This window comes from Mycobacterium sp. UM_CSW (assembly GCF_000455205.1).
Classification (GTDB): domain Bacteria; phylum Actinomycetota; class Actinomycetes; order Mycobacteriales; family Mycobacteriaceae; genus Mycobacterium.
In genome coordinates this window covers 13,387-33,218 of the sequence record NZ_AUWQ01000065.1, presented here as the reverse complement: position 1 = coordinate 33,218, position 19,832 = coordinate 13,387, and the positions used below count along the sequence as shown (strand labels likewise).

Genomic DNA, 19,832 nt, shown 5'->3' with positions numbered 1-19,832 from the left:
CTAAATGCGCTCGGTGGGTTTGGAGCCCTTCTTCATCAGCTCCGCCATGAACTCCTGGAACTCTTTGCTGCCGGTCACCATCGCCTGCAGGTCATTGGTCGTCTGTTGGTGGGTCCGAAAGCCCATCGTCTCCCACGCGCGGATGATGCCGGACTTGACGGCCTGCAACGTGATCAGGGGCGCCTTGGCGATCTGTGCGGCCAGTTCCTCGACGGTGGCCTCGAGCTGGTCGGCGGGGACCACCCGGTTCACGAGGCCGAACTCGAGCGCTTCGGCCGCGCTCAACCGCTGAGCGGTGTAGAGGTACTCGGCGGCCCGCTTGTAGTTCATGAAGACCCACGGCTCGAACATGGTCTCGGCGCCCGGCAGCCCGAAACCCGGCACCAGGGGCATCTGAAACCACGCGTCCTCGGAGCAGACGGTGATCTCGGGGATCAGCGCCCACGTGGTGCCCCCGCCGATCGCATACCCGTGCACCTGAGCGATCACGGGTTTGGGAAATTCCCACAGCTTCAGCACCGGCCACAGAAACAACTGCGCGGCGGAACGCCAGACCTTCCCGGAAGCCTGCAGTTCGGCCATGAACTCGGGGTACGCGCCGGTAGGGATGTGACCGGAGCAAAACCCCTTGCCGTTGGCCTTGATGATGACGACCTTGATGTCGTAGTCGTACTGCGCATCGTCCAGCGCCTCGTTGACGCTGTGGACCATTTCCGAGCTCTGAGCGTTGGCGGCATCCGGGTTGTTCAGGATGATCCGCGCGATCGGGCCATCCTTCTCGTAGACCACGTGCTCGAGTTCTCGGGTTTCCATCGTTCGTCCTCCTCAACACCGGGCGGGCGATCACCACGCCGTCAGCATGGTGCAACTATACAGATTATGTATTAATGTTCTTTGGCGAGAGGACGGTGCCGATGACGACGATCGAGTTACGTTGGGATCCGTTCGACCGCGCGCTGCACCAGAATCCGTACGGAGTCTGGAAGCGGCTGCGCGACGAAGCGCCAACGTACTACAACGACCAGTACGATTTCTATGCGTTGAGCCGGTTTGCCGACGTGTTGGAAGCGTCGCTCGACACCGAAACGTTCTCGTCGTCGCACGGGATCACCCTGGATGCAATCACCGACGAGCCGTGGCCGCCGCCCCGGGCCATGATCATGATGGACCCACCCGACCACACCGCACTGCGAAAGATGGTCAATCGCACGTTCTTTCGCACCCAGATCGCCCAGCTTGAGGACCGGGTCCGCTCGCTGTGCTGCGCCTACCTCGATGCTTTCGTCGGCACCGACGGCTTTGACTACGTGCGCGACTTCTCGATGAAGCTCCCGGTGATGGTGATCAGCTCGCTGCTGGGTTTCCCTGAGGACGACCACGACAACCTGCGCGAGTGGTCGGATGCCCAGCTACATCGCGACGAGGGCACGACCGAGCTGAATGAGGAGGGCCAGCAGGCCAACGCGAAGCTGCTGGGCTACTACGCCGACCAGATTCAGCGACGGCGGGCCGCGCCGACCGACGACATCGTCGGCAACCTGATGACTTCCGACCTGATCCAGGCGGGCCGCGAGACCCGTCGCCTGGACGATGGCGAAGTGTTGATGTTCATCGCCATGATCAACGTCGCCGGCAATGAGACCGTTGCGCGTCTGCTGGGATGGGCCGCGCTGACACTGGCGCAGTACCCCGACCAGCGGGCCAAGCTGGTCGACCGGCCGGACCTCATCGGCAACGCCGTCGAGGAACTGCTGCGCTACGACGCGCCGTCGCCAGTGCAGGGCCGCTACACGGAACGCGACGTCACCTACAACGGGACGCTCATCCCGGCGGGTTCGCGCGTTGCGCTGCTGACGGGGTCGGCGGGCCGTGACGAACGCCAATACGAGAACCCCGACGTCGTCGACGTCGAGCGCACGGGAATTCGCCACGTCAGCTTCGGCCACGGCTCGCACTTCTGTCTGGGTGCGGCACTGGCCCGCCTGGAGGCCCGGGTTGCCCTCGAAGAGACGCTGAAGCGTTTCCCCACCTGGGATGTCGACGAAGGCGCGGTGACCTACGTGCACACCAATTCCGTACGCGGTCCGGCCAGCGTGCCGATGCGGCTGTGACCCCCGGCCTTGCCGTCCGCACCGACGGCGCGGTGCTCTGGTTGGTCTTGGACCGCCCCGAGGCCGGCAATTCGGTGACGCGGGCGGTGCAGCAGGCCCTGATCGAAAACCTGCGGTCGGCATCCGACGAGCCAGGCGTCAGGGCGGTGGTGCTCACCGGCCACGGTGACAAGCATTTCTGTACGGGACCGAATCTCCGGGACCCGGGAATGCAGCCCAAGAAAGATCGGGTTGCGGGCGACGCCGCCCGCATCTTGCGCACCGGGTCTCAGGCGGTGGTGTCAGCGTTGCTCGATTGCGAGAAGCCGGTGCTGTGCTCGCTCAACGGCATTGCCGCCGGGGTGGGCGCCAGCATGGTGCTGGCCTGCGACCTCATTGTGGCCTCTGAAAGTGCCCGGATCATTGAGCTTTTCGCGCGGCGGGGGCTCGCACCCGACGGGGGTGCCGCCTATCTGCTGGCACGCAAGGTCCCGTTCAACGTGGCAAAGCAGCTGTTGTTCTTCGGCGAGGAGCTGTCCGCTGCGGAGGCCGAGCGCCTCGGCTTGGTCAACAAGGTCGTCGCAGCCGATGACCTGGAAGCTGAGACGGCGGCCTGGGCCCAGCGGCTCGCTGATGGGCCCACCCGTGCGCTGGCGGCGGCCAAGGCGATGCTGAATCAGGCGTTCGACGTCGACCGCGATGCCGCGTTTCGCACCGAGGCGCTGTTGGTGGAGCAGGTCGCCGCGACCGACGACGTCGCCGAGGGCATGGCGGCCTTCACCGAGCGACGCAACCCGGACTTTCGTGGACGCTGAACTGCCGCTGTTGCTCGATCGCTACAGACCTAGTTTGAGACCCGCACCCGCGTCGACGAACATTTGCTGTCCGGTGACGTAGCGCGATTCGTCGGAGGCGAGGTACACCACGAGATAGGAGACGTCCTCCGGCTCGATCCACGGCACGGGCATCGCCTGCAGCACCGGAAAGACGATCTCGGCGTCCGCGCGGGTCGGTTCGGGCAAGTCCGGGCGAAACGTCCGGTACATCGGAAGATTGTGCAGCATATCGGTGTTGACGTTCGTCGGGTGCACGGTGTTGATTCGGATCTGTTCCGGAGCCAGCGACAGGGCCAATCCCTTTGTGTACTCGCGCAGCATCTTCTTGGCCAGCCCGTAGCCGGCACCGCCCGGACCTTGCGGGCCACCGCCGCTGGCCAGATCCTTCTGGTCGACCAGGCCGGCGATGGATCCGGTGACGATTATCGAGGCGCCCGCCCGGAGGTGCTCCAGGCATACGTGGACGGCGTTGACGACGCCGATGAAGTCGACGTCGAACGCGTCGGTGAAACCGCGCGACGGAACGTCGTTGCCCAGTGGACAGATGCCGGCGTTGGCCACGACCACGTGCAGACCGCCCAACTCCGCGACCGCCTCGTCGATCGCCTTCTTCAGCGCGGCGCGATCGCGAACATCGACGACCGCGGACACCGCGCGCCGGCCCGACTTTTCGACCAGGTTGACCGTCTCGTCCAGGTCGGCGCGCGTCGCCAGCGGGTATCCGTTGGTGTCGATGTCGGCACAGATGTCCAGCGCAATGATGTCGGCGCCCTCGTCCGCGAGGTGGATGGCGTGACTGCGGCCCTGTCCGCGCGCCGCGCCGGTGATCACGGCGACCTTGCCGCTCAGACGCTGCATCTGGTCCTCCATCGTCCGATTCGGCGGCACGCTCCGCGCCACCGTGGCAGCCGCCACTGATTGGATAATAGAACACTCAGTGTTAATCTGTCACTCGCGGTGAGCTGGTGAAGGCCCCTCCCCGACGCGGTCCGATGGGCGTGAGGAGAAGCGAATGACGCTGCACCGGAACGCCGCATCGCTCGACGGCCAGGTCGCGGTCGTCACGGGCGGCGGCGGGGGGATCGGAAGCGCCATCGCCGCGGCCTTCACCGAATTCGGCGCGCGGGTGGCCATCTGGGAAAAAGACCCGCGGAGTGCCACGGCGGTGGCCGCGCGCGTCGGCGGCCTCGCGTGCGTCACCGATGTACGCGACGCCGAACAGGTCGACGCGGCGCTGGCCACCACCGTCGACGAACTCGGAGTGCCGTCCATTCTGGTCAACAATGCCGGCGGGGTCTTCTGGTCCGGACTGCTCGACACCTCTCCCAATGGCTGGGATGCCCTGATCCGGATCAATTTGACTCAGGTTCTGCTCTGTACTCAGCGCATCGCGCGGGCCCTGGTGGAGGCGGGGCGGGGTGGCAGCGTCATCAACATCAGCACCATTGAGGCGGTACGGGCCGCGCCCGGGTTTGCCGCCTATGCCGCGGCCAAAGCGGGGGTGGTCAACTTCACCAAGACCGCGGCACTCGAACTGGCGCCGCACAACATCCGCGTCAACGGGCTGGCGCCCGACTTCACGCTCACCGAAAGTCTGGCGACGATGGCGCCCAACGGCACCGAGAACGCCAAACTGATGGTGCCAATGGGTCGCGCCGGACACGTTGACGAGATGGCCGGAGCTGCAATATTTCTCGCCACCCACCTAAGCGCCTACGTGACCGGGCAGACGCTACACGTCGACGGCGGGACATCGGCGGCCGGCGGCTGGTATCACCATCCGCAATCCGGGCGCTACATACTAGGCCCGCCGACCTCGGTGCCCTAGCCCCGATGCATGACGCGCAAGTCCGGGAACTGTTGGCGAAGGAGGAGATTCGTCAACTGCCCTACCGTTACGCCGCCGCGATCGAAACGCGGGATGTCGACGCGATGGCCGAACTGTTCGCCCCGCACGCCCGCTTCGGCGACCACGGTGAGGGCCGAGAGGCGCTGCGCCGGCTGATGTCGGCCAGCGTCGACGCCAGCTTGTTCGCCGTCATCCTCGTCGCTAACCACCTCATCGAGCTGGACGCCGAGGACCGCGCCCACGGGCAGGTCTGGGCCCAGTGCTTCGCCCAGACCCACACCGACGGGTTCGTCGAACAGCTCATCAAGTACGAGGACCGCTACGAACGCCACGGCGGGCGTTGGCTTTTCCTGCACCGAAGGCATCGGCTGTTCTACGGCGTAAGCCGCCGAACGTCGCCGCTGACTCAAGAAGCCGCCTCCTGGCCCCGAAATCAGACCGGGGTCGGTGACCTGCCGCTGACCGATCCGGTCTTCACGGCGTGGTGGCAGACCAACGCGGCGGCGCGGAGCGAGGGGGAACAGCGGCTGTGAGCGCTGGCCGTTGCCTGGCCAATGGGCTTTTGTTTCCCGAAAGCCCGGTCGTCTTGGACGACGGTTCCGTCGTGTTGTCGGAGATGGCGGCCGGCAAGATCACCCGCGTCCGCCCGGACGGCGTCGCCGAAACGGTCGCCGAGACCGGCGGCGGCCCCAACGGGGTGGCCCGGCTTCCGGACGGTCGGCTGGTGGTCTGCCAGAACGGCGGTTCCACCTTCGGGCAAGGGCCGTGGCCGTACGACTTCGCCGGTTGCGCAACGCTTTTCCGGCCGGTCGGCCCGCCCGACCATCCCGTCGTTCCCGCGCTGCAGCTGGTCGAATCCGACGGCCAGGTCAGAACCCTGTACACCGAATTCGCCACGCGCTCCGGCACCACGTTGGCGCTGATGCGGCCCAGCGACATCTGCATCGACGGCGATGGTGGTTTCTATGTCACCGACGGCGGAGCCGTGCGCAACCGCAACCGCGGCATGACGGGACTGCTCTACGGCACCGTCGACGGTGGGCTTCGCGAGATCGTCTACCCGCTCGAGATGCCCAACGGCGTTGCGCTGTCCCCGGATGGGGCGTTGCTTTACGTGGCCGAGACGCGCACGCGCCGGGTCTGGGAATTCACACTGGACGGGCCCGGTGTGGTGTCCCGGGCGCGCGGTTTAACAACCGTGCCCAGCGGCGGTCCGCTGAATGTCGGAGGGGCCGACGGGCTCTGCGTCGACGCGGCCGGCCGGATCCTCGTCGCGACCCTCGGGACGGGGGGTGTCACCGTCTTCTCGCCCAACGGCGAACTGCTGGGCGCTATTCCGGCCGACGACCCGATGACCACCAACGTCGCCTTGAGCGCCGATGGCGACACGTTGTTCATGACGCTCGCCTCATCGGGGCGACTGGTCATGGTGGAGGACTGGCGGGAACACCTAGGCGCTGCCCGGGCGTCGCCGTGAGGCTGGTCCCACGCCGCCTGCGTTCACCGTTTGCTCCCGCCGGAAGACCACTGCTCATATCCGGTGCGGTCATCCCGACCCTCGTCGGCGCGGCGGTGATCGCCGCGCTGGCACTGTGGGGTCTCCCGACCGGCACGGCGCTCGCCCAACACCATGTGCTGAGGCTCAACGTCGTTGTGGCGCTGTGCTATTGCGTTATCAGCCTGCCCTTTGCGGTGATCTGCGGCTACCTGTGGATGAGCCTGCCGGCGGGCGCGAGCGACGGTACCGCGCGGCACGTCGTCTTGGCCATACCCAGGAGAATGGCCGTCCTCCACGGGGCGGTGTGGTCAACGGCCAGCGCAGTTTTCGTGCTCATCAATCTCGGCAGACCGTGGCTGGCGGCAACGCTGGGCGTGTCGATGATCCTGGGCGCCATCGTGACAACCGCGCTGTCTTACTGGATGTGCAAGATCGCGCTGCGCCCGACGGCGGCCAGGTTGCTCACCGAAGACCCGCCGACACGGCCATTGGGGCCGGGTCTTCGGCTGCGCGCGGTGAGCGCCTGGGTGATCGGAACCGGTATTCCGACGCTGATGGTCATGCTCGTCGCCGCGAGCGCCCTCTTCGTCGAGTACTCCGCGCATCGGCTTGCGCTGGTTGTTCTGGTACTCGGGGGTTGCGCCATGGCCTGTGGTCTGGTGGTCGCCGCATTCAACGCGTCAACCATCGCCGGTCCCATCGACGAGGTCAGGGACGGCATGCAGTCGGTTCAGCGCGGCGAATTCGATGTGTCCGTGCCCGTTTTCGACGCGTCCGAGCTGGGCCTGCTGCAGGCCGGCTTCAACACGATGGCGACCGGGTTGCGTGACCGCGAGCGAGTCCGCGACCTGTTCGGCCGCCACGTCGGCCGTGAGGTGGCCCGTCGGGCGGAGCAACTCGCCGGCGCGGGTGACCGGATCGAGTTCGACGGGGTCAACCGCGACGTCGCGGTGTTGTTCGTGGATCTGGTCGGCTCGACCCGACTGGCCATCACAGTGGAGCCCCACGAATTGCTCGCTACGCTCAACGAGTTTTTCGCGGCAGTGGTGAACGTCGTCGAACAAAACCGGGGTCTTGTCAACAAGTTCGAAGGGGACGCCGCACTGGCGATTTTCGGCGCTCCCGTCGACGACGTCGACTGCGCCTCGCACGCGCTGGCGACCGCGCGTGAACTCAACAGGCTGCTGAATCCGCCCGGCGCCCCAATCAGGGCCGGCATCGGCGTGTCGGCCGGCATGGCCGTGGCCGGCAACGTCGGTCACCCTGGCCGCTACGAGTACACGGTGATCGGCGACCCGGTGAACGAGGCGGCGCGGCTGACCGAGGTCGCCAAGCTGTCGGGTGGCGTCGCGGCCTCGGCCGCGGCACTGGCCAGGGCCGGTCAGGAGTCGGGGCGGTGGCGGGTCGTCGACTCCAAAGTGCTTCGTGGGCGCGCCAGCCCGACCGATATCGCCGTCCCGGTCGATTGACGTGCAGGTGCGGGAGCCAGATCAAACCTTGTGCGACTTCTGCTCTTCCATCTTGTTCAGGAAGCCCTCCAATCCGATGCCGCCGTGGTCGGCCATGACCTCGTCGTAGTCGTACTCCGGCGGGTTGCCGCCGTTGGGGCGCCATCCGGCATCCGCAGTGCAGGATTTGAAGCCATCCTCGGGGAAGGCGTACCAACGCCGTGTGTTGAGTTCGACGATCTTGGCGGCCTCCTCGTCGGGCACGTCGGCGAGCATCTCCTCGGCGCGCGCGCGGCTCTTGGGCCAGAACGAGTCCGAGTGGGGGTAGTCGCATTCCCAGGTGATGTTGTCGATTCCTATCTGGTGGCGCATCGACATGCCGACTTCGTCCTCGATGAAGCATCCGGAGATGTTGCGCCGGAACAATTCCGACGGCGCCACCGTGGGATGGATGTTCTGGTAGTACTTGTGCTTGCGCCAGACGTAGTCCGCGCGCTCGACGAGGTACGGCATCCAGCCGACGCCGCCTTCGGAGAACGCGACCTTGAGGTTCGGGTGCTTGTGGAACACCGGCGAGAAGATGAGCTCGGTCGCCGCGGCCATGGACGTGGTACCCATCAACGTGATCATCACCGCGAACGGCGCCTCGGGTGCGGTCTGGGGTGGGAATCCGCCACTACCGAAGTGCATCACCGCGGTCAGGTTGGTCTCTTCGAGCGCCGACCACACCGGCTCCCAGTACGCGGTGTGGTAGCTGGGCAGCTTCAGGTTGGTCGGATTGTCCGGCAGCCCGATCGCCCGCGCCCCGTTGGCCGCTACCCGCTCGATCTCGGCCACGATCAGGGCCGGGTCCCACAGCGGCGTGATCGCCATCGGGATGAACCGGGCGGGGTCGGTGGCGCACCACTCGTCGAGCGAGAAGTCGTTCCACGCCTGGACGGACAGGTGCGCGAGTTCCTTGTCCTCGCCTTCCAGGAATACGGTGCCACAGAAGCGCGGGAAGGACGGAAAGCACAGCATCGCGTGCACTCCGTCGATGTCCATGTCCGCCAGCCGGGCTTTCGGGTCGTAGCACCCGGGAATCATGTCGGCGTAGCGGATCGGATCGACGCCGAACTCCTCCGGCGATTTGCCGGCGACCGCATTGAGCCCGATGTTGGGGTAGGCCCTGCCCTCGTACACCCACTGCTGCACCGGTGGGGCCCCTTCGCGCGGAAAGTCGACGATGCGGGGACCGTCGTCGAGGAATTTCTTCGGGAGCCTGTCCGCCCAGACCTGCGGTGGCTCGATCAGGTGGTCGTCGACGGACAGGAGCTTCATCGAAGGTTGCAGCGGCATTGTGGGAATCGTCTCTCGAAGTCGTGCGATACGGTACAAGTGAACAGATTGTGACTAGTTGACTATAGCGCCGATCGCGGCCGGAGCTCAAACGAACAGGCCGCACCAAGGAGAACCATGACACCACCCGAAACGCCACCGTCGCGCATCCCGCACGACGACTGGGCCGACCAGGACCTGCTCACCAAGGGTGAGGCGGCCGAACGCCTCGCCGCCGAAATAGCCGAGGTCAAAGCCAAACTCGCCACGTCGGATGGAAAGGACGAGACCCTGATTCGACGACTCAAAGGACTCGAAGAGGCTTACAAGCACCTGACGGCGGACCGGCACGGCTGATTGGGCTCAGGCCCGCGGCAATCCCAGCACCCGTTGCGCGACGATGTTGCGCTGGATTTGGGCGGTCCCGCCGTAGATGCCGGCGGCGCGCGACCACACGTAGATGTCCCATTCCAGGCCTTCGGTGAGCAGCGGGCCACTGGCAGACAGGTCCATCATGGCGTGGGCGAAGAACTGGTCCGCGCGCGTCATGAGCAACTTGTCCACCGACCCCTCGGGCCCGGGAAGCTTGCCGTTTTGGCGCTCCGTGAGGGATCTCATGACCTTGATCTGCAGCGCGCGCAGCTCGACATAGGCCTGCCCGAGCCGGGCCCGAGCCGACGGGGAGTCTTCGAGCCAGCCGACGCGCACGTCCTCCTCGAGCCGCCGCAGCTGCGTCTTGAGGCGGCCGATCCAGTTGATGTCGCTGGGACCGCGCTCGTAGGCAAGCAACTGGTTGGCAATGGACCAGCCATCCCCGCGCTTGCCGAGCAGGTTGCTCGCGGGGACGTCCACGTTGTCGAAGGTGATCTCGGTGAACTCGCGGTTGCGTGCGGCGTTGACGATGGGGCGCACCTCGATGCCGGGCGTCGACATCGGCACCAGCAACACGGAGATGCCCGCGTGCTTCGGCGCGTCAGGCTCTGTGCGGCACAGCAGGAAGCACCAGTCGGCGACCGCACCGAAGCTCGTCCAGATCTTGCGGCCGTTGACGCGAAACATTTCACGCCCGGCGGTGTCGACCAAATCGGCCCGCGTCTTGAGGCCGGCGAGGTCGGATCCCGCCTCGGGTTCGGAAAACCCCTGGCACCAGCGCACGCGGCCGGACAACAGGCCGGGTAACAGCGTGTCGCGCTGCTCGTCGGTCCCGAACAGCCGCAATGCGTTGCTGAGGTGACCAACGCCCTCGATGGGCGCGGCGCCGGCCCGCCCGAGCTCGTCGTTGAGGATCGCCTCGTAGACCGGCGCCTTACCATGTCCCCCGTACTCGACGGGGAAGGACAACCCGATGTATCCGGCTTCGTAAAGCGTTTGGTGCCAGGCATTTTGCGCATCCGCCCGGGCGGCCGGGTCGTCGGGGATCGCGGCGTCGGGGGCGTGGTCGGACAGCCACTGCCTGAGCTCGGCGCGGAACCGCGCTTCGGGTGCGCTGTCGTTGAAGTCCATCGTTAAGCGAGCTCCCGGTTGGCCAGCCGCAGCGCGGCGATGGCCTCGTAGTGCACCGTCTCGTCACCGAACAACCGCCGGTCCAACAGGGTCCGGCGCAGCCTCAGGTGCGACACGTGCTCCCAGGTGATCGCGATGCCACCGAAGACCTGAACCGTGGTCTCCACCACCTCCCGGCCCGCGGCCGAGGCGTATGCCTTGGCCGTCATCGCCGCAAGGCGCGCCTCGTCGGCCGGCAAGTGGTCGATCGCCCACGCGGCGTGCCAGAGGCAACTCCGGGCGCCTTCCACTCGCACCAGGGCATCCGCGAGCAGGTGGCCCACGGCCTGAAACGAGCCGATCTTCACCCCGAATTGAGCCCGCTCGCCCGCGTAGCGGACCGCGTCGTCGAGGGCACCCTGCATGACGCCGACCAGGTCGGCGGCGACTGCGGTCAAAGCCAACGACTCGACCCGCCGCCACCGTTCGTCATCGATGGGTTCTCCGGTCACCACCGCCGACGCGGCCGCATCGGCTGCAAAGCAACGGAATTCACGCGTCAGGTCGAGCGCGCGGTGCTCGGCGCCGCCCAGCGGTGCGCACACAAGCCGGCGTTGTCCGTCGGTATGGGCGGCCAGTAATCCGTGGGTGGCGCCCGCGGCGTCGAATGCCACCCCCGGTCGGTGAGCCGAGCCGAAACCCATCAGGTCGGGGCCCAGCACAGGCGCCAGCCGAAGGCTGCCTTCCGCGACGAGCTCCAGTTCCTTCTCGGCTTCGGCCGCCTCCAGGAGCTCGGTGGCCAGCACCGCCTGGCCCACCACCGGAACGGCGCTGAGGGTTCTGGCGAGTTCTTCGATGACGATCACGGTTTCCACGCCGCTCGCCTCTAGGCCGCACAGGCGGGGCGAACGCAGCGTTGGCACACCGAGATCCACCAGGCGGCGCCACTGGGCGGCGAGCGCCTCGCCGGTCGGGATCTCGTCCGCGCTGGTGACGCCCACGCTCTCCCCCAGCTGCGCGGCGGTGTCGCGGAGCAGTTGCTGCTCGTCGGTGAAGGCGATCTCCATGGTCAGCGCAGGGTCATCTCCACGCTGGTGTATCCGCGCACCGTCGCGGTGAGCACCCGTTCGCGTGCCCCGATGGCGTAGTCGGGGAACTTGTCGGCGATGTAGTCGAACACCAGCTGGGCCTCCCGGCGCGCCAGCCATTGCCCGAGACAGATGTGGATTCCCCACCCGAAGTACACGTCGGTGCCGCGCGGTCGGCCCATGATGAAGCGGTCCGGATCGTGGTAGCGCCGTTCGTCGCGGTTGGCGCTACCCAGGAGCAGCAGGACCCAGTCGCCGGCGTCCATGGTGACGCCGTGCCGCTCGATGGGCCGGGTCAAGGTGCGCGCCACCCAGTGGCTCGGCGTGTCGTAGCGCAGCGCCTCGTTCACCGCCGCCGGAATCAGCTTGCGGTCCTTGACGATGCGCTGCCACTCGTCGGGGTGCTCGGCGAGCGCGACGAGGCCGTTGGAGATCAGCTTCTGAGTGGTTTCCGAGCCGGCCGCCGACAGGAGATTGCAGAACATCAGCACCTCGTGCGGGGTCAGTGCGCGCTGCTTGCCGGCTTCGGGGTCGTCGAACGTGGCTTGCAGCACGATGCTGATCAAGTCGTCACCCGGGTCGGTGCGGCGCCGTTCGATCAGGTCACCGATGTACTGGCTGATTAGGCGGTTGGCCTCGATGGCTTGGGCCGGCATCGCGACCTGCCCCTCCTCCCGCGTGAGGAAGGCCTCCCACCAGACGCGCAGCTGCGCACGGTCGCTGTGCGGCACGCCGAGGAGATCACCGATCACGTCCGTGGGCACCGAGAACGCGAAGGCCTGCATCGCGTCGATGGTGGTACCCGGTCGCAGCCGGCCCAGGTGCGTGTCGACCACCGCCCGCAGGGCAGATTCCATGGCGGCGACCGCTTTTGGCGTGAAGAAACCCTTGAGGACGCCGCGAATGCGGTCGTGACGGGGCGGGTCCATCGAGATCACTGAGTACTTGCGTCCGTCGTTGTCCGGGTTCTCCGGCGCCGGACCGCGCTTGGACGAGAACGTCTCCCAGTCCCGCAGTGCCTGCGACACGTCGTCGAACCTGGACAGGACCCACCAGCGGTTTTCGGGATCCCGGTAGACGGGCGCTTCGTCGCGCAATCTCCGGTACACCGGGTAGGGATCGTCGAAGATCGCCTTGGAGAACGGCGAATACATCAACTCGCTGGTCGCTGGCACAGCCATGACTCTATCATCCCGATGAACAATCGGACGTTGAGTGACTAACTGCTCAGTTGCTTGGCGGTGTGCGTTCGATCAACTCGATCCAGTTGCCGTCGGGGTCGGTGGCCATCAGTCCCCGATTGCCCCCCTCGAACGTCACCGTCCGCTCCGGTCGAGCCTGGCCACCCAGGCGCTCGATACCCGCGACGAACGCGTTCGGGTCGTCGACGCGGAACGAAAGATGCGTAAAGCCCACCGCGTTCATCCGGCGGGGCCGGCGCTTCTTCCGAACCCCGGGCGCCGGGTAGCTGAGCAACTCGAGGCGGAACCCGTCGCGCTGCAGGTAGACGAGGTCGAGCACCAGCCCGGGCACACCGAGCAGCCGCGCCGTCTCGGTACCGTCGACCCGCAGTCGACCACATTCGTCGAATCCCAATGCCAGGCAATAGAACTGGACTGACCTTTCCAGATCGCTGACGCACAGCCCGATATGGGTGAGGCGGGCACCGGAGCTCATGCGGTGTCGTCGGCGAGTTCGTCGAGCAGCGCGTTGTGTTCCCCGAGCAGGGGAGGCCGTGCGCGGCCGACTGCTGGATTGGCGCCGAACAGGTATGGCGTGCCCGGGTAGCGGAAGGTCTCCCCCAGTTCGGGGTGGTCAACCGGAACATGAAACCCGCGGGCGGCTATGTGTTCGTTCTCGAAGGCCTCGTCGGGTGACAGCACCGCTCCGGCGGGGAATCCGCGTCGCTGGCTTTCCAGGAAGTACTCGTTGGCCGGCATCCGGGAAGCGATCAAGGTGATCGCGTCGCGGGCCGCCGTCAGTATCGCGGTGGTCTCGTCGTCGGCACCGATCTTCGCGATGTCGACCGGCTCGTCGCGAGAGGCGGCCATTTCCAAGAACACCGCCTCGGGAAGGTCGTCGGTCAGGCGGAGGTCCGCGAGCCAACCCAGCAGCTTCGCGAATTCCGGCGGCTTGCGCGGCAGCACGCCGGTGGTGGCGTAGGCGCCGTCGGCGCATCGAACCTGGGTCGGTTGGCTCGGCGTGAAGTACGCGTGACGGCCGGTCTGCCGGACGCACGTCTCGTTGTTGACCAGCCAGTGGTATGTCGTCTGTTCGGAGCTGACATTGCAGGCGGCGTTGACGCTGACGTCGACAAGCTGACCCTCGCCGGTCTGGTCGCGGTGCGCCAGGGCGACCAGCGCTCCGATGGCGCAATACAAGCCGGCGATGTTGGCCGACTGCTCGCCGGCGCCGCGGATCGGCGGCACGGAGTGGTCGTCGTATCCGCAGTTCCAGACCGGACCGCCGCCGGCGAGCATGGTGAGGTCGGTGACCGGTTGGTCGGCCCGCACGCTGTCGAGCCCGAAGGGGGTGACCGCCACCCAGATCAGGGACGGATGCCGGGCATCGCCGACGGGGCCGGCGTCGGAGATCACGATGTCGGCGCCGGAGACCAGGCGCTCCAGTGCGCTGACGCCCTGCGCGGTGTCGAGATCGAGCGTCACCGACCGCTTGCCCACGTTGCCGCCCCACCAGCGCAGGCTGGTGTCCGGCCCAATGTTGTTGTGCGCGAACGGCGGCCGCGACCGATGTGAGGACCCGGCGAGGGGTTCGACGACGACGACCTCCGCGCCGAGTTCGGCGAGCAGCCTTCCCCCGACGGGGGTGAACTGGCCGCTGATCTCGACGACGCGGATCCCGCTCAGCGCGTTCAGATCACACCGTGCTTAGTCAAGTCGTCCAACTCCTGGTCGCTGCGCCCGAGCAGCCCGCCCAGCACGTCCCGGTTGTGTTCGCCCAGGCACGGCGCGGCCCGCGAGATGCTCCACGGCGAGGCCGACATGCGCAGCGGAATGCCCTCGACGCGCACCGTCCCGATTTCGGGGTGCGCCACGGTCGGGAAGAGTCCCCACTCGGCGAGGTCCGGGTCTTCGTCGATCCGCTCCCGGGGTGATTTGACGACGCTCGCCGGAACCCCGGCCGCGCTGAGTTCGCTTGACAGCGTGGAGGCTTCGCGGGTCCGGGTGCACGCGCTAACGAGTTCGTCGAGTGCGTCGGCGCCGTCCAACCGCTGCTCCAGGGTGGCGAACCGGTCGTCGATCAGGCGCGGTTCGTCGATGACTTTGGACAGCAGCGCGACGTCCCGGTCGTCGCGGCAGGCGATGGCTATCCACCGGTCGTCCCCCAGGCACGGATAGATCCCATGCGGAGCCATCTCACCGAAGTCGGCGTGGTTACCGTCCGGGAGCCCCGGCCGGCGCTCGGGCCGCTTATTGACGGTCCAGTCCAACACTTCGGTGGGCAGCATCGCGATACCCGCTGGCACCGTGGCCAAATCGATGTGCTGGCCCTCGCCGGTGCGTTCACGCTGATGCAGGGCCGCCAGGATCGCGACCGTCATGTAGTAGGCGGCAACGTGGTCCATGTACGAGTAGCCCCATCCCGCGGGCTCGTGATCGGGCAACCCGGCGGTGAAGGTCAGCCCACTCAGCGCCTGAACGATCGGACCCCAGGTCTTGAAATCGCGGTACGGGCCGCTGTGTCCGAAGCCGCAGTTGGAGACGTAGATGATGTCCGGCTTGATCCGGCGCAGCTCGTCGTAGCCGAAACCCATCCTGTCCAGCACGCCGGCCGCAAAATTCTCGCAGACGATGTCGGAGACGGCGATCAGCTCACGCAGCAGCTCCTTGCCGGCCTCGAGGCGCAGGTTGATGGTCACACCGAGCTTGCCCACGTTGTGGTTGTTGAAGCCCGCGCCCAGATTCACGCCCCGACGTTCGTCGACGAACGGGCCGACGCCGCGCAGGGCGTCCCACATACCGCGCGTGACGGGGTCCTCGACTCGAATGACCTCGGCGCCGAAGGCCGCCAGGATCTTTGTCGCCCCGGCGCCGGCCAGTTGACCGCCCAGATCGCACACCCGAAGATGCGATAGGCCGGCGCTCACTATGCAACAATAAAACAGAATTTGTTCTTCTGCCAATGCCTGGGCGGGCGCCTCGGCTGAGCGGAGGGCTACTCGCAGATTAACAGTCGATGTTCTATTGTTCAGTCTTATGGTGACGATCACAGCGGCCCGCTTCGACGAGCCGGCGTTCTATCTGGGCGACCCGAACGCCACGTTCGCGCAGTTGCGCGAACACGATCCCGTGCACTGGTACGTCGAGGGCAAGTTCTGGGTGATCACCAAATATGACGACATCAAAAACATCTCCGCTCGACCCGAGAAGTTCAAGTCGGAGCGCATCGGGATCATGATGGACCTGATCGCGCACCGGGAGGGCCGCGAACCCCAGGGGTACGGGAACCGCGGCATCATGTTCATGGATCCGCCGGTGCACCGGGTGCACCGCAAAGCCGTTGGTGTGCGGTTCACACCGGCCGCGGTCGCGAAGATGGAGGCGCGGGTCCGCCAGGTCGTCAACGACGTGCTCGACGGTCTGCCGGACGGTGAATTCGACTGGATTCAACGAGTCGCCGAGCCCATCCCCGTATATGTGTTCGCCTACCTGCTGGGAGTGCCCGAGGAGGACTGGTCCAAGGTCGCCGGGTGGGCGACCACGATCGCGAACGTCGGTGGCGGAGCCGCGAGCGGTGAGGACTACGCGTTCATCTTCGAGCACATCGGACCCTACCTGATGGGGCTCGTCGCCGAACGCAAGGAACGTCCGCAGGACGATCTGCTCACGCTGCTCACGGAGGTGACCGTGGACGGAGAACCCTTCAACGAGATGCAGGTGATGATCTACGCGCTCACCTTGCTCGCCGCCGGCAGCGAGACGACGCAGAGCCTGATCGCGGGAATCGCGGACTGTCTCGACGCGCATCCCGACCAATCCGCAGTAATGTTCGCCGACCCGAACCTCAGCGGCAACGCGGTCGAGGAGGTGCTGCGTTACTGGACGCCGGTGATGAGCATGGCCCGGCAGGCGGCGCGCGACGTTCGCCTGCGCGGCTCGGACATCAAGGAAGGCGACGGGGTGCTGCTCGCCTACGCCTCCGCGAACCGCGACCAAGAGCACTGGGGCCCGACCGCCGAACAGTTCGACATCCACCGCCAGGACGCCGCCAATCACCTCGGCTTCGGGGTCGGCGAGCACTTCTGCATGGGCGCCGCCCTGGCCCGACGCGAAGCTCGTCTGCTCCTGGAGGAAGTGGCGCGGCGTGCCAAGGGGATTCACGTGGTCGGCGACCGCGTGCCCCGCGTGTCGACATTGGTGCACACGCACGATCACCTGCCTGTCGTACTCGACTACCGCTGAGGGGCTTAATGATGGGCGGACCGATGGCGGGCGTGCGCGTCCTGGAGGTCGCGCAATGGACGTTCGTCCCCGCCGCGGGAGCCGTCCTGGCCGACTGGGGCGCCGACGTCGTGAAAATCGAGCATCCCCGCACCGGCGATTCGCAGCGCGGCCTGCGGCAGCTCGGCAAGATCACCATCGATGGTCCGCGCAACCCCGTGATGGAACACGCCAACCGGGGGAAGCGGTCCGTCGCGCTGGATATCTCGACCCCCGACGGCCATGAGCTGTTGATGGAGATCGCCCGGAACAGTGACGTCTTCCTGACCAACTTCCTGCCGGACGCGCGCGCGAAGCTCAAGATCGATGTCGACGACCTGCGTGCGGCCAACCCCGACATCATCTACGCGCGCGGCAGCGCCTACGGCCCCCTCGGGGATGATGGCCGGAAGGGCGGCTATGACATGACCGGGTTCTGGAGTCGTGCCGCCGGGGCCGCCAGCACCACCCCCAGTGATCTGAATGGCGTTGTTGCCCAACCCGGTCCGGCCTACGGCGATTCGATTGGCGGCATGACGATCGCGGGCGGCATTGCCGCCGCGCTCTTCCAACGCGAGCGCACCGGCGTGCCGCGCACGGTGGACATCTCACTGCTCGGCGTGGGTGTCTGGGCGATGGGCGTCGCGGTGAACGCCGCCCTGGTCAGCGGCGAGCCGTGGGTTGCGAACCCGGCCGGCGCCAACGTGACACCGCACAACCCGCTCACCGGCTTCTACCGCACCAGCGACAACAGGTTCCTGGGGTTGTCCATGCTGCAGGCTTTTCGGTACTTCGCCGACTTCTGTGCGCGGGTCGGGGTTCCCGAACTTGGGGCGGACGAACGGTTCGCCAGCCATGAGCTGCTCGCCAAGAACGCCGATGCAGCCATCGCCGTGCTGCGCAAGGTCATCGCTGCGGAGCCACTCGACCACTGGCGCAAGGCGCTCGCGGATTTCGACGGCCAGTGGGCGCCGGTGCTCAACACCGCCGAGGTGGCAACCGACCCTCAGGTGCGTGCCAACGGCGGCATCGTATCCGTTGATGGTGATACCGAGTCGTACGAATTGGTGGCTAGCCCAGTGCTCTTCGACGAGACCCCGCTGCGGCTCGGGCCGTCGCCGGAGTTCGCGGAACATACCGAAGCGCTGTTACTCGAACTGGGCAAGGACTGGGACGACATCATTGTGCTCAAGGACAGCGGAACCATCGCGTGACGACCTTCATGGCCTGACGGCGAAAGAGCCAACAACGGAGGAAGCACATGAATCGCGTTATCGGCAAAGTAGCGGTCGTCACGGGCGCCGCGCGCGGACAACGACGCGGTCACGCAGTCCATCTCGCCGACGAGGGCACCAGCTGACATGACACCCGATGAGGCGGTACGAAGCTGGCTCGAGAGTAACCTCGGGCCCGTGCGAGCCTTCGAGCGTCAACCACGTTGGCGTCCAGCCTGGTTCGCCGACGTCGAACGTGACGGCACAGTCATGCCGCTGTATGTGCGTGGCGACCGCGTGGGCATGGAGTTCTCGATGTCCACCTATCGGGAAGCGGAAGTCCTTGAAGCTCTGGAGAAGCAAGGAATCCCAGTTCCACACATTCACGGTCGGATTGACGCGCCACCGGCCATCGTGATGGATCGCTTGTCCGGCGCCAGCAATCTGTCAACCTCACCGAGCGCAACAGAGCGCAACTCGGTCATCGACGAATACATGGAAATCCTTGCGCGGATCCATCGGCTGGATCCAGGTGAATTCTCCGCCGTCGGACTTAAGTTACCCAAAGACCCTCAGCAGCAAGCGTTGTCGAGCTTCGAAGAGTCCGTCGCGCGGTACCGGTCTACCAAAAAGCGCCCCGAACCGTTTCTCGAGTTCGGCATCGGCTGGATCCGCCGCCACATTCCCGCGCATCGGTTCGACCCTCGCTTCGTCCTGGGCGATCCAGGGCAGTTCATGTTCGCCGATGGGCGCGTGACCGGACTGCTCGACGTCGAACTGGCCTACCTCGGCGACACCGCGCATGACCTGGCAGGACTGCGCCTGCGCGACATCTCGGAGCCCTTCGGCGACCTCGAGCGCGCGTTTCGGCGCTATGAGGAGGTCTCCGGCGTAGAACTGGACCTGCCGGTGGTCGAGTTCCACACCGCGCAGTTCTCACTCACCACACCTCTCTCGTTGGTGATGGTCTTGCACAACCCTTTTCCGATGAGTGACTTGCTGCAATATGAGGAGTGGTTTCAGCAATGCTCGCTCAACGCCGTCGAAGCAATGGCCGCCGTCGAGGGCCTCGCCCTCGGCGATTACCGACTTCCGCCGCCGGCAGATGTCCGGCACGGCGGCCTTATCGACGCATTGGCGCCCATCATCGAGGATTTGCCCGCCGAGACCGAAGTTGAGCGCTTTCGCCGGCGTCAAACCGCGCAAACCGCACGCTACGTTGCCGATTGCTGTCGGCACGATTCCGCGATCGAATCCGAAAACCTTGACGATATTGAGCATCTGCTTGGCTCCCGGTGCGCCGACTGGCGTGCGGGCGATGAGGCCTTGGAGGCATTTGTGTTGCGGGCTCCCGAGAACATGGACGCCGAACTCATTCGGCTGTTCCACCGCCGCATCATGCGGCAAATGCGTTTGCTAGAACCAGTTCTCAATCGCGGTGGGGGCGTGCAGCCGCTGATACCCCTGGCGCAGTTGCTCGGCCGCTGACACCGCACAACCCGCTCATCGCCTTCCACCGCGCCAACCACACAGGCTCCTGGACTGTCCCAATGCGTTCGCCGAACACGC

Annotated in this window: 19 protein-coding genes and 1 pseudogene; 11 read left to right on the top strand and 9 right to left on the bottom strand. The window is 66.3% G+C overall.

Annotated features, from left to right (window positions below):
* Positions 1-813 (bottom strand): enoyl-CoA hydratase-related protein, encoded by an 813-nt coding sequence (locus tag N415_RS21185; protein ID WP_068186417.1) that lies wholly within the window; start codon positions 811-813, stop codon positions 1-3.
* A gap of 101 nt (positions 814-914) precedes the next feature.
* Between N415_RS21185 and N415_RS21180 the strand changes: the two genes are divergently transcribed.
* On the top strand, positions 915-2,111 hold the full coding sequence (locus N415_RS21180) for a cytochrome P450 (protein ID WP_068186415.1): 1,197 nt from the start codon (positions 915-917) through the stop codon (positions 2,109-2,111).
* Complete coding sequence (locus N415_RS21175) at positions 2,108-2,905, top strand: enoyl-CoA hydratase-related protein (protein WP_068186413.1); 798 nt, start codon at positions 2,108-2,110, stop codon at positions 2,903-2,905. Before N415_RS21180 ends, N415_RS21175 begins: the two co-directional genes overlap by 4 nt.
* 21 nt (positions 2,906-2,926) lie before the next feature.
* Here the strand turns inward: N415_RS21175 and N415_RS21170 are convergent, their stop codons facing one another.
* Positions 2,927-3,784 (bottom strand): mycofactocin-coupled SDR family oxidoreductase, encoded by an 858-nt coding sequence (locus tag N415_RS21170; RefSeq protein ID WP_068186480.1) that lies wholly within the window; start codon positions 3,782-3,784, stop codon positions 2,927-2,929.
* A gap of 154 nt (positions 3,785-3,938) precedes the next feature.
* On the opposite strand from N415_RS21170, the gene N415_RS21165 reads away from it, so the two are divergent.
* The 4 genes from N415_RS21165 to N415_RS21150 are packed head-to-tail and all read left to right on the top strand — an operon-like array spanning position 3,939 to position 7,742.
* Entirely contained in the window at positions 3,939-4,754 is an 816-nt protein-coding gene (locus tag N415_RS21165) for an SDR family oxidoreductase (protein WP_068186411.1), read from the top strand.
* A gap of 5 nt (positions 4,755-4,759) precedes the next feature.
* Positions 4,760-5,308, top strand: coding sequence for a nuclear transport factor 2 family protein (locus N415_RS21160; protein ID WP_068186409.1), 549 nt, complete (start codon positions 4,760-4,762; stop codon positions 5,306-5,308).
* Positions 5,305-6,252, top strand: coding sequence for an SMP-30/gluconolactonase/LRE family protein (locus N415_RS21155; protein ID WP_081665396.1), 948 nt, complete (start codon positions 5,305-5,307; stop codon positions 6,250-6,252). The genes N415_RS21160 and N415_RS21155 overlap by 4 nt, the downstream gene beginning before the upstream one ends.
* The gene (locus N415_RS21150; protein ID WP_152531507.1) at positions 6,249-7,742 is read left to right on the top strand and encodes an adenylate/guanylate cyclase domain-containing protein; all 1,494 of its coding nucleotides are present in this window, start codon (positions 6,249-6,251) and stop codon (positions 7,740-7,742) included. The genes N415_RS21155 and N415_RS21150 overlap by 4 nt, the downstream gene beginning before the upstream one ends.
* A 21-nt stretch (positions 7,743-7,763) precedes the next feature.
* Here the strand turns inward: N415_RS21150 and N415_RS21145 are convergent, their stop codons facing one another.
* Positions 7,764-9,059 (bottom strand): amidohydrolase family protein, encoded by a 1,296-nt coding sequence (locus N415_RS21145; RefSeq protein WP_068186408.1) that lies wholly within the window; start codon positions 9,057-9,059, stop codon positions 7,764-7,766.
* Positions 9,060-9,176: 117 nt separating this feature from the next.
* Between N415_RS21145 and N415_RS21140 the strand changes: the two genes are divergently transcribed.
* Positions 9,177-9,395: a hypothetical protein gene (locus N415_RS21140; protein ID WP_068186407.1), complete on the top strand. Its 219-nt coding sequence runs from the start codon at positions 9,177-9,179 to the stop codon at positions 9,393-9,395.
* Positions 9,396-9,401: 6 nt separating this feature from the next.
* Here the strand turns inward: N415_RS21140 and N415_RS21135 are convergent, their stop codons facing one another.
* Genes N415_RS21135 through N415_RS21110 form a run of 6 tightly spaced genes read right to left on the bottom strand, consistent with a single transcriptional unit; the run spans position 9,402 to position 15,716 of the window.
* Positions 9,402-10,541 carry an acyl-CoA dehydrogenase family protein gene (locus tag N415_RS21135; protein WP_068186405.1) on the bottom strand — a complete coding sequence of 380 codons (1,140 nt, stop codon included), beginning with the start codon at positions 10,539-10,541 and terminating at the stop codon, positions 9,402-9,404.
* Positions 10,542-10,543: 2 nt separating this feature from the next.
* Complete coding sequence (locus N415_RS21130) at positions 10,544-11,587, bottom strand: acyl-CoA dehydrogenase family protein (RefSeq protein WP_068186403.1); 1,044 nt, start codon at positions 11,585-11,587, stop codon at positions 10,544-10,546.
* A gap of 2 nt (positions 11,588-11,589) precedes the next feature.
* Complete coding sequence (locus tag N415_RS21125; RefSeq protein WP_068186401.1) at positions 11,590-12,789, bottom strand: cytochrome P450; 1,200 nt, start codon at positions 12,787-12,789, stop codon at positions 11,590-11,592.
* Positions 12,790-12,835: 46 nt separating this feature from the next.
* A complete protein-coding gene (locus N415_RS21120) occupies positions 12,836-13,285 on the bottom strand; it encodes a VOC family protein (protein ID WP_068186399.1) in 450 nt (149 codons plus the stop codon).
* Entirely contained in the window at positions 13,282-14,466 is a 1,185-nt protein-coding gene (locus N415_RS21115; RefSeq protein ID WP_255342540.1) for a CoA transferase, read from the bottom strand. The genes N415_RS21120 and N415_RS21115 overlap by 4 nt, the downstream gene beginning before the upstream one ends.
* 14 nt (positions 14,467-14,480) lie before the next feature.
* Complete coding sequence (locus tag N415_RS21110; RefSeq protein WP_068186394.1) at positions 14,481-15,716, bottom strand: CoA transferase; 1,236 nt, start codon at positions 15,714-15,716, stop codon at positions 14,481-14,483.
* Between the two features lie 112 nt (positions 15,717-15,828).
* Here N415_RS21110 and N415_RS21105 point away from each other — a divergent pair, with 112 nt between their 5' ends.
* The 4 genes and pseudogenes from N415_RS21105 (at position 15,829) to N415_RS21095 (ending at position 19,751) form a co-directional block, all read left to right on the top strand.
* Entirely contained in the window at positions 15,829-17,031 is a 1,203-nt protein-coding gene (locus N415_RS21105) for a cytochrome P450 (RefSeq protein ID WP_239645649.1), read from the top strand.
* Positions 17,032-17,042: 11 nt separating this feature from the next.
* A complete protein-coding gene (locus tag N415_RS21100) occupies positions 17,043-18,263 on the top strand; it encodes a CoA transferase (RefSeq protein ID WP_068186475.1) in 1,221 nt (406 codons plus the stop codon).
* A gap of 47 nt (positions 18,264-18,310) precedes the next feature.
* Positions 18,311-18,400, top strand: a pseudogene (locus N415_RS31620) (SDR family mycofactocin-dependent oxidoreductase); the annotation flags it as partial.
* A gap of 61 nt (positions 18,401-18,461) precedes the next feature.
* On the top strand, positions 18,462-19,751 hold the full coding sequence (locus tag N415_RS21095) for a phosphotransferase family protein (protein WP_239645648.1): 1,290 nt from the start codon (positions 18,462-18,464) through the stop codon (positions 19,749-19,751).
* Positions 19,752-19,832 lie beyond the last annotated feature (81 nt).

What these genes read in the sequence shown, in the direction of transcription:
- N415_RS21185 (WP_068186417.1), bottom strand. Translation starts at nt 813, where the DNA reads ATGGAAACCCGAGAACTCGAGCACGTGGTCTACGAGAAGGATGGCCCG.
- N415_RS21180 (WP_068186415.1), top strand. Translation starts at nt 915, where the DNA reads ATGACGACGATCGAGTTACGTTGGGATCCGTTCGACCGCGCGCTGCAC.
- N415_RS21170 (WP_068186480.1), bottom strand. Translation starts at nt 3,784, where the DNA reads ATGCAGCGTCTGAGCGGCAAGGTCGCCGTGATCACCGGCGCGGCGCGC.
- N415_RS21165 (WP_068186411.1), top strand. Translation starts at nt 3,939, where the DNA reads ATGACGCTGCACCGGAACGCCGCATCGCTCGACGGCCAGGTCGCGGTC.
- N415_RS21160 (WP_068186409.1), top strand. Translation starts at nt 4,760, where the DNA reads ATGCATGACGCGCAAGTCCGGGAACTGTTGGCGAAGGAGGAGATTCGT.
- N415_RS21145 (WP_068186408.1), bottom strand. Translation starts at nt 9,059, where the DNA reads ATGCCGCTGCAACCTTCGATGAAGCTCCTGTCCGTCGACGACCACCTG.
- N415_RS21140 (WP_068186407.1), top strand. Translation starts at nt 9,177, where the DNA reads ATGACACCACCCGAAACGCCACCGTCGCGCATCCCGCACGACGACTGG.
- N415_RS21135 (WP_068186405.1), bottom strand. Translation starts at nt 10,541, where the DNA reads ATGGACTTCAACGACAGCGCACCCGAAGCGCGGTTCCGCGCCGAGCTC.
- N415_RS21130 (WP_068186403.1), bottom strand. Translation starts at nt 11,587, where the DNA reads ATGGAGATCGCCTTCACCGACGAGCAGCAACTGCTCCGCGACACCGCC.
- N415_RS21125 (WP_068186401.1), bottom strand. Translation starts at nt 12,789, where the DNA reads ATGGCTGTGCCAGCGACCAGCGAGTTGATGTATTCGCCGTTCTCCAAG.
- N415_RS21120 (WP_068186399.1), bottom strand. Translation starts at nt 13,285, where the DNA reads ATGAGCTCCGGTGCCCGCCTCACCCATATCGGGCTGTGCGTCAGCGAT.
- N415_RS21100 (WP_068186475.1), top strand. Translation starts at nt 17,043, where the DNA reads ATGGGCGGACCGATGGCGGGCGTGCGCGTCCTGGAGGTCGCGCAATGG.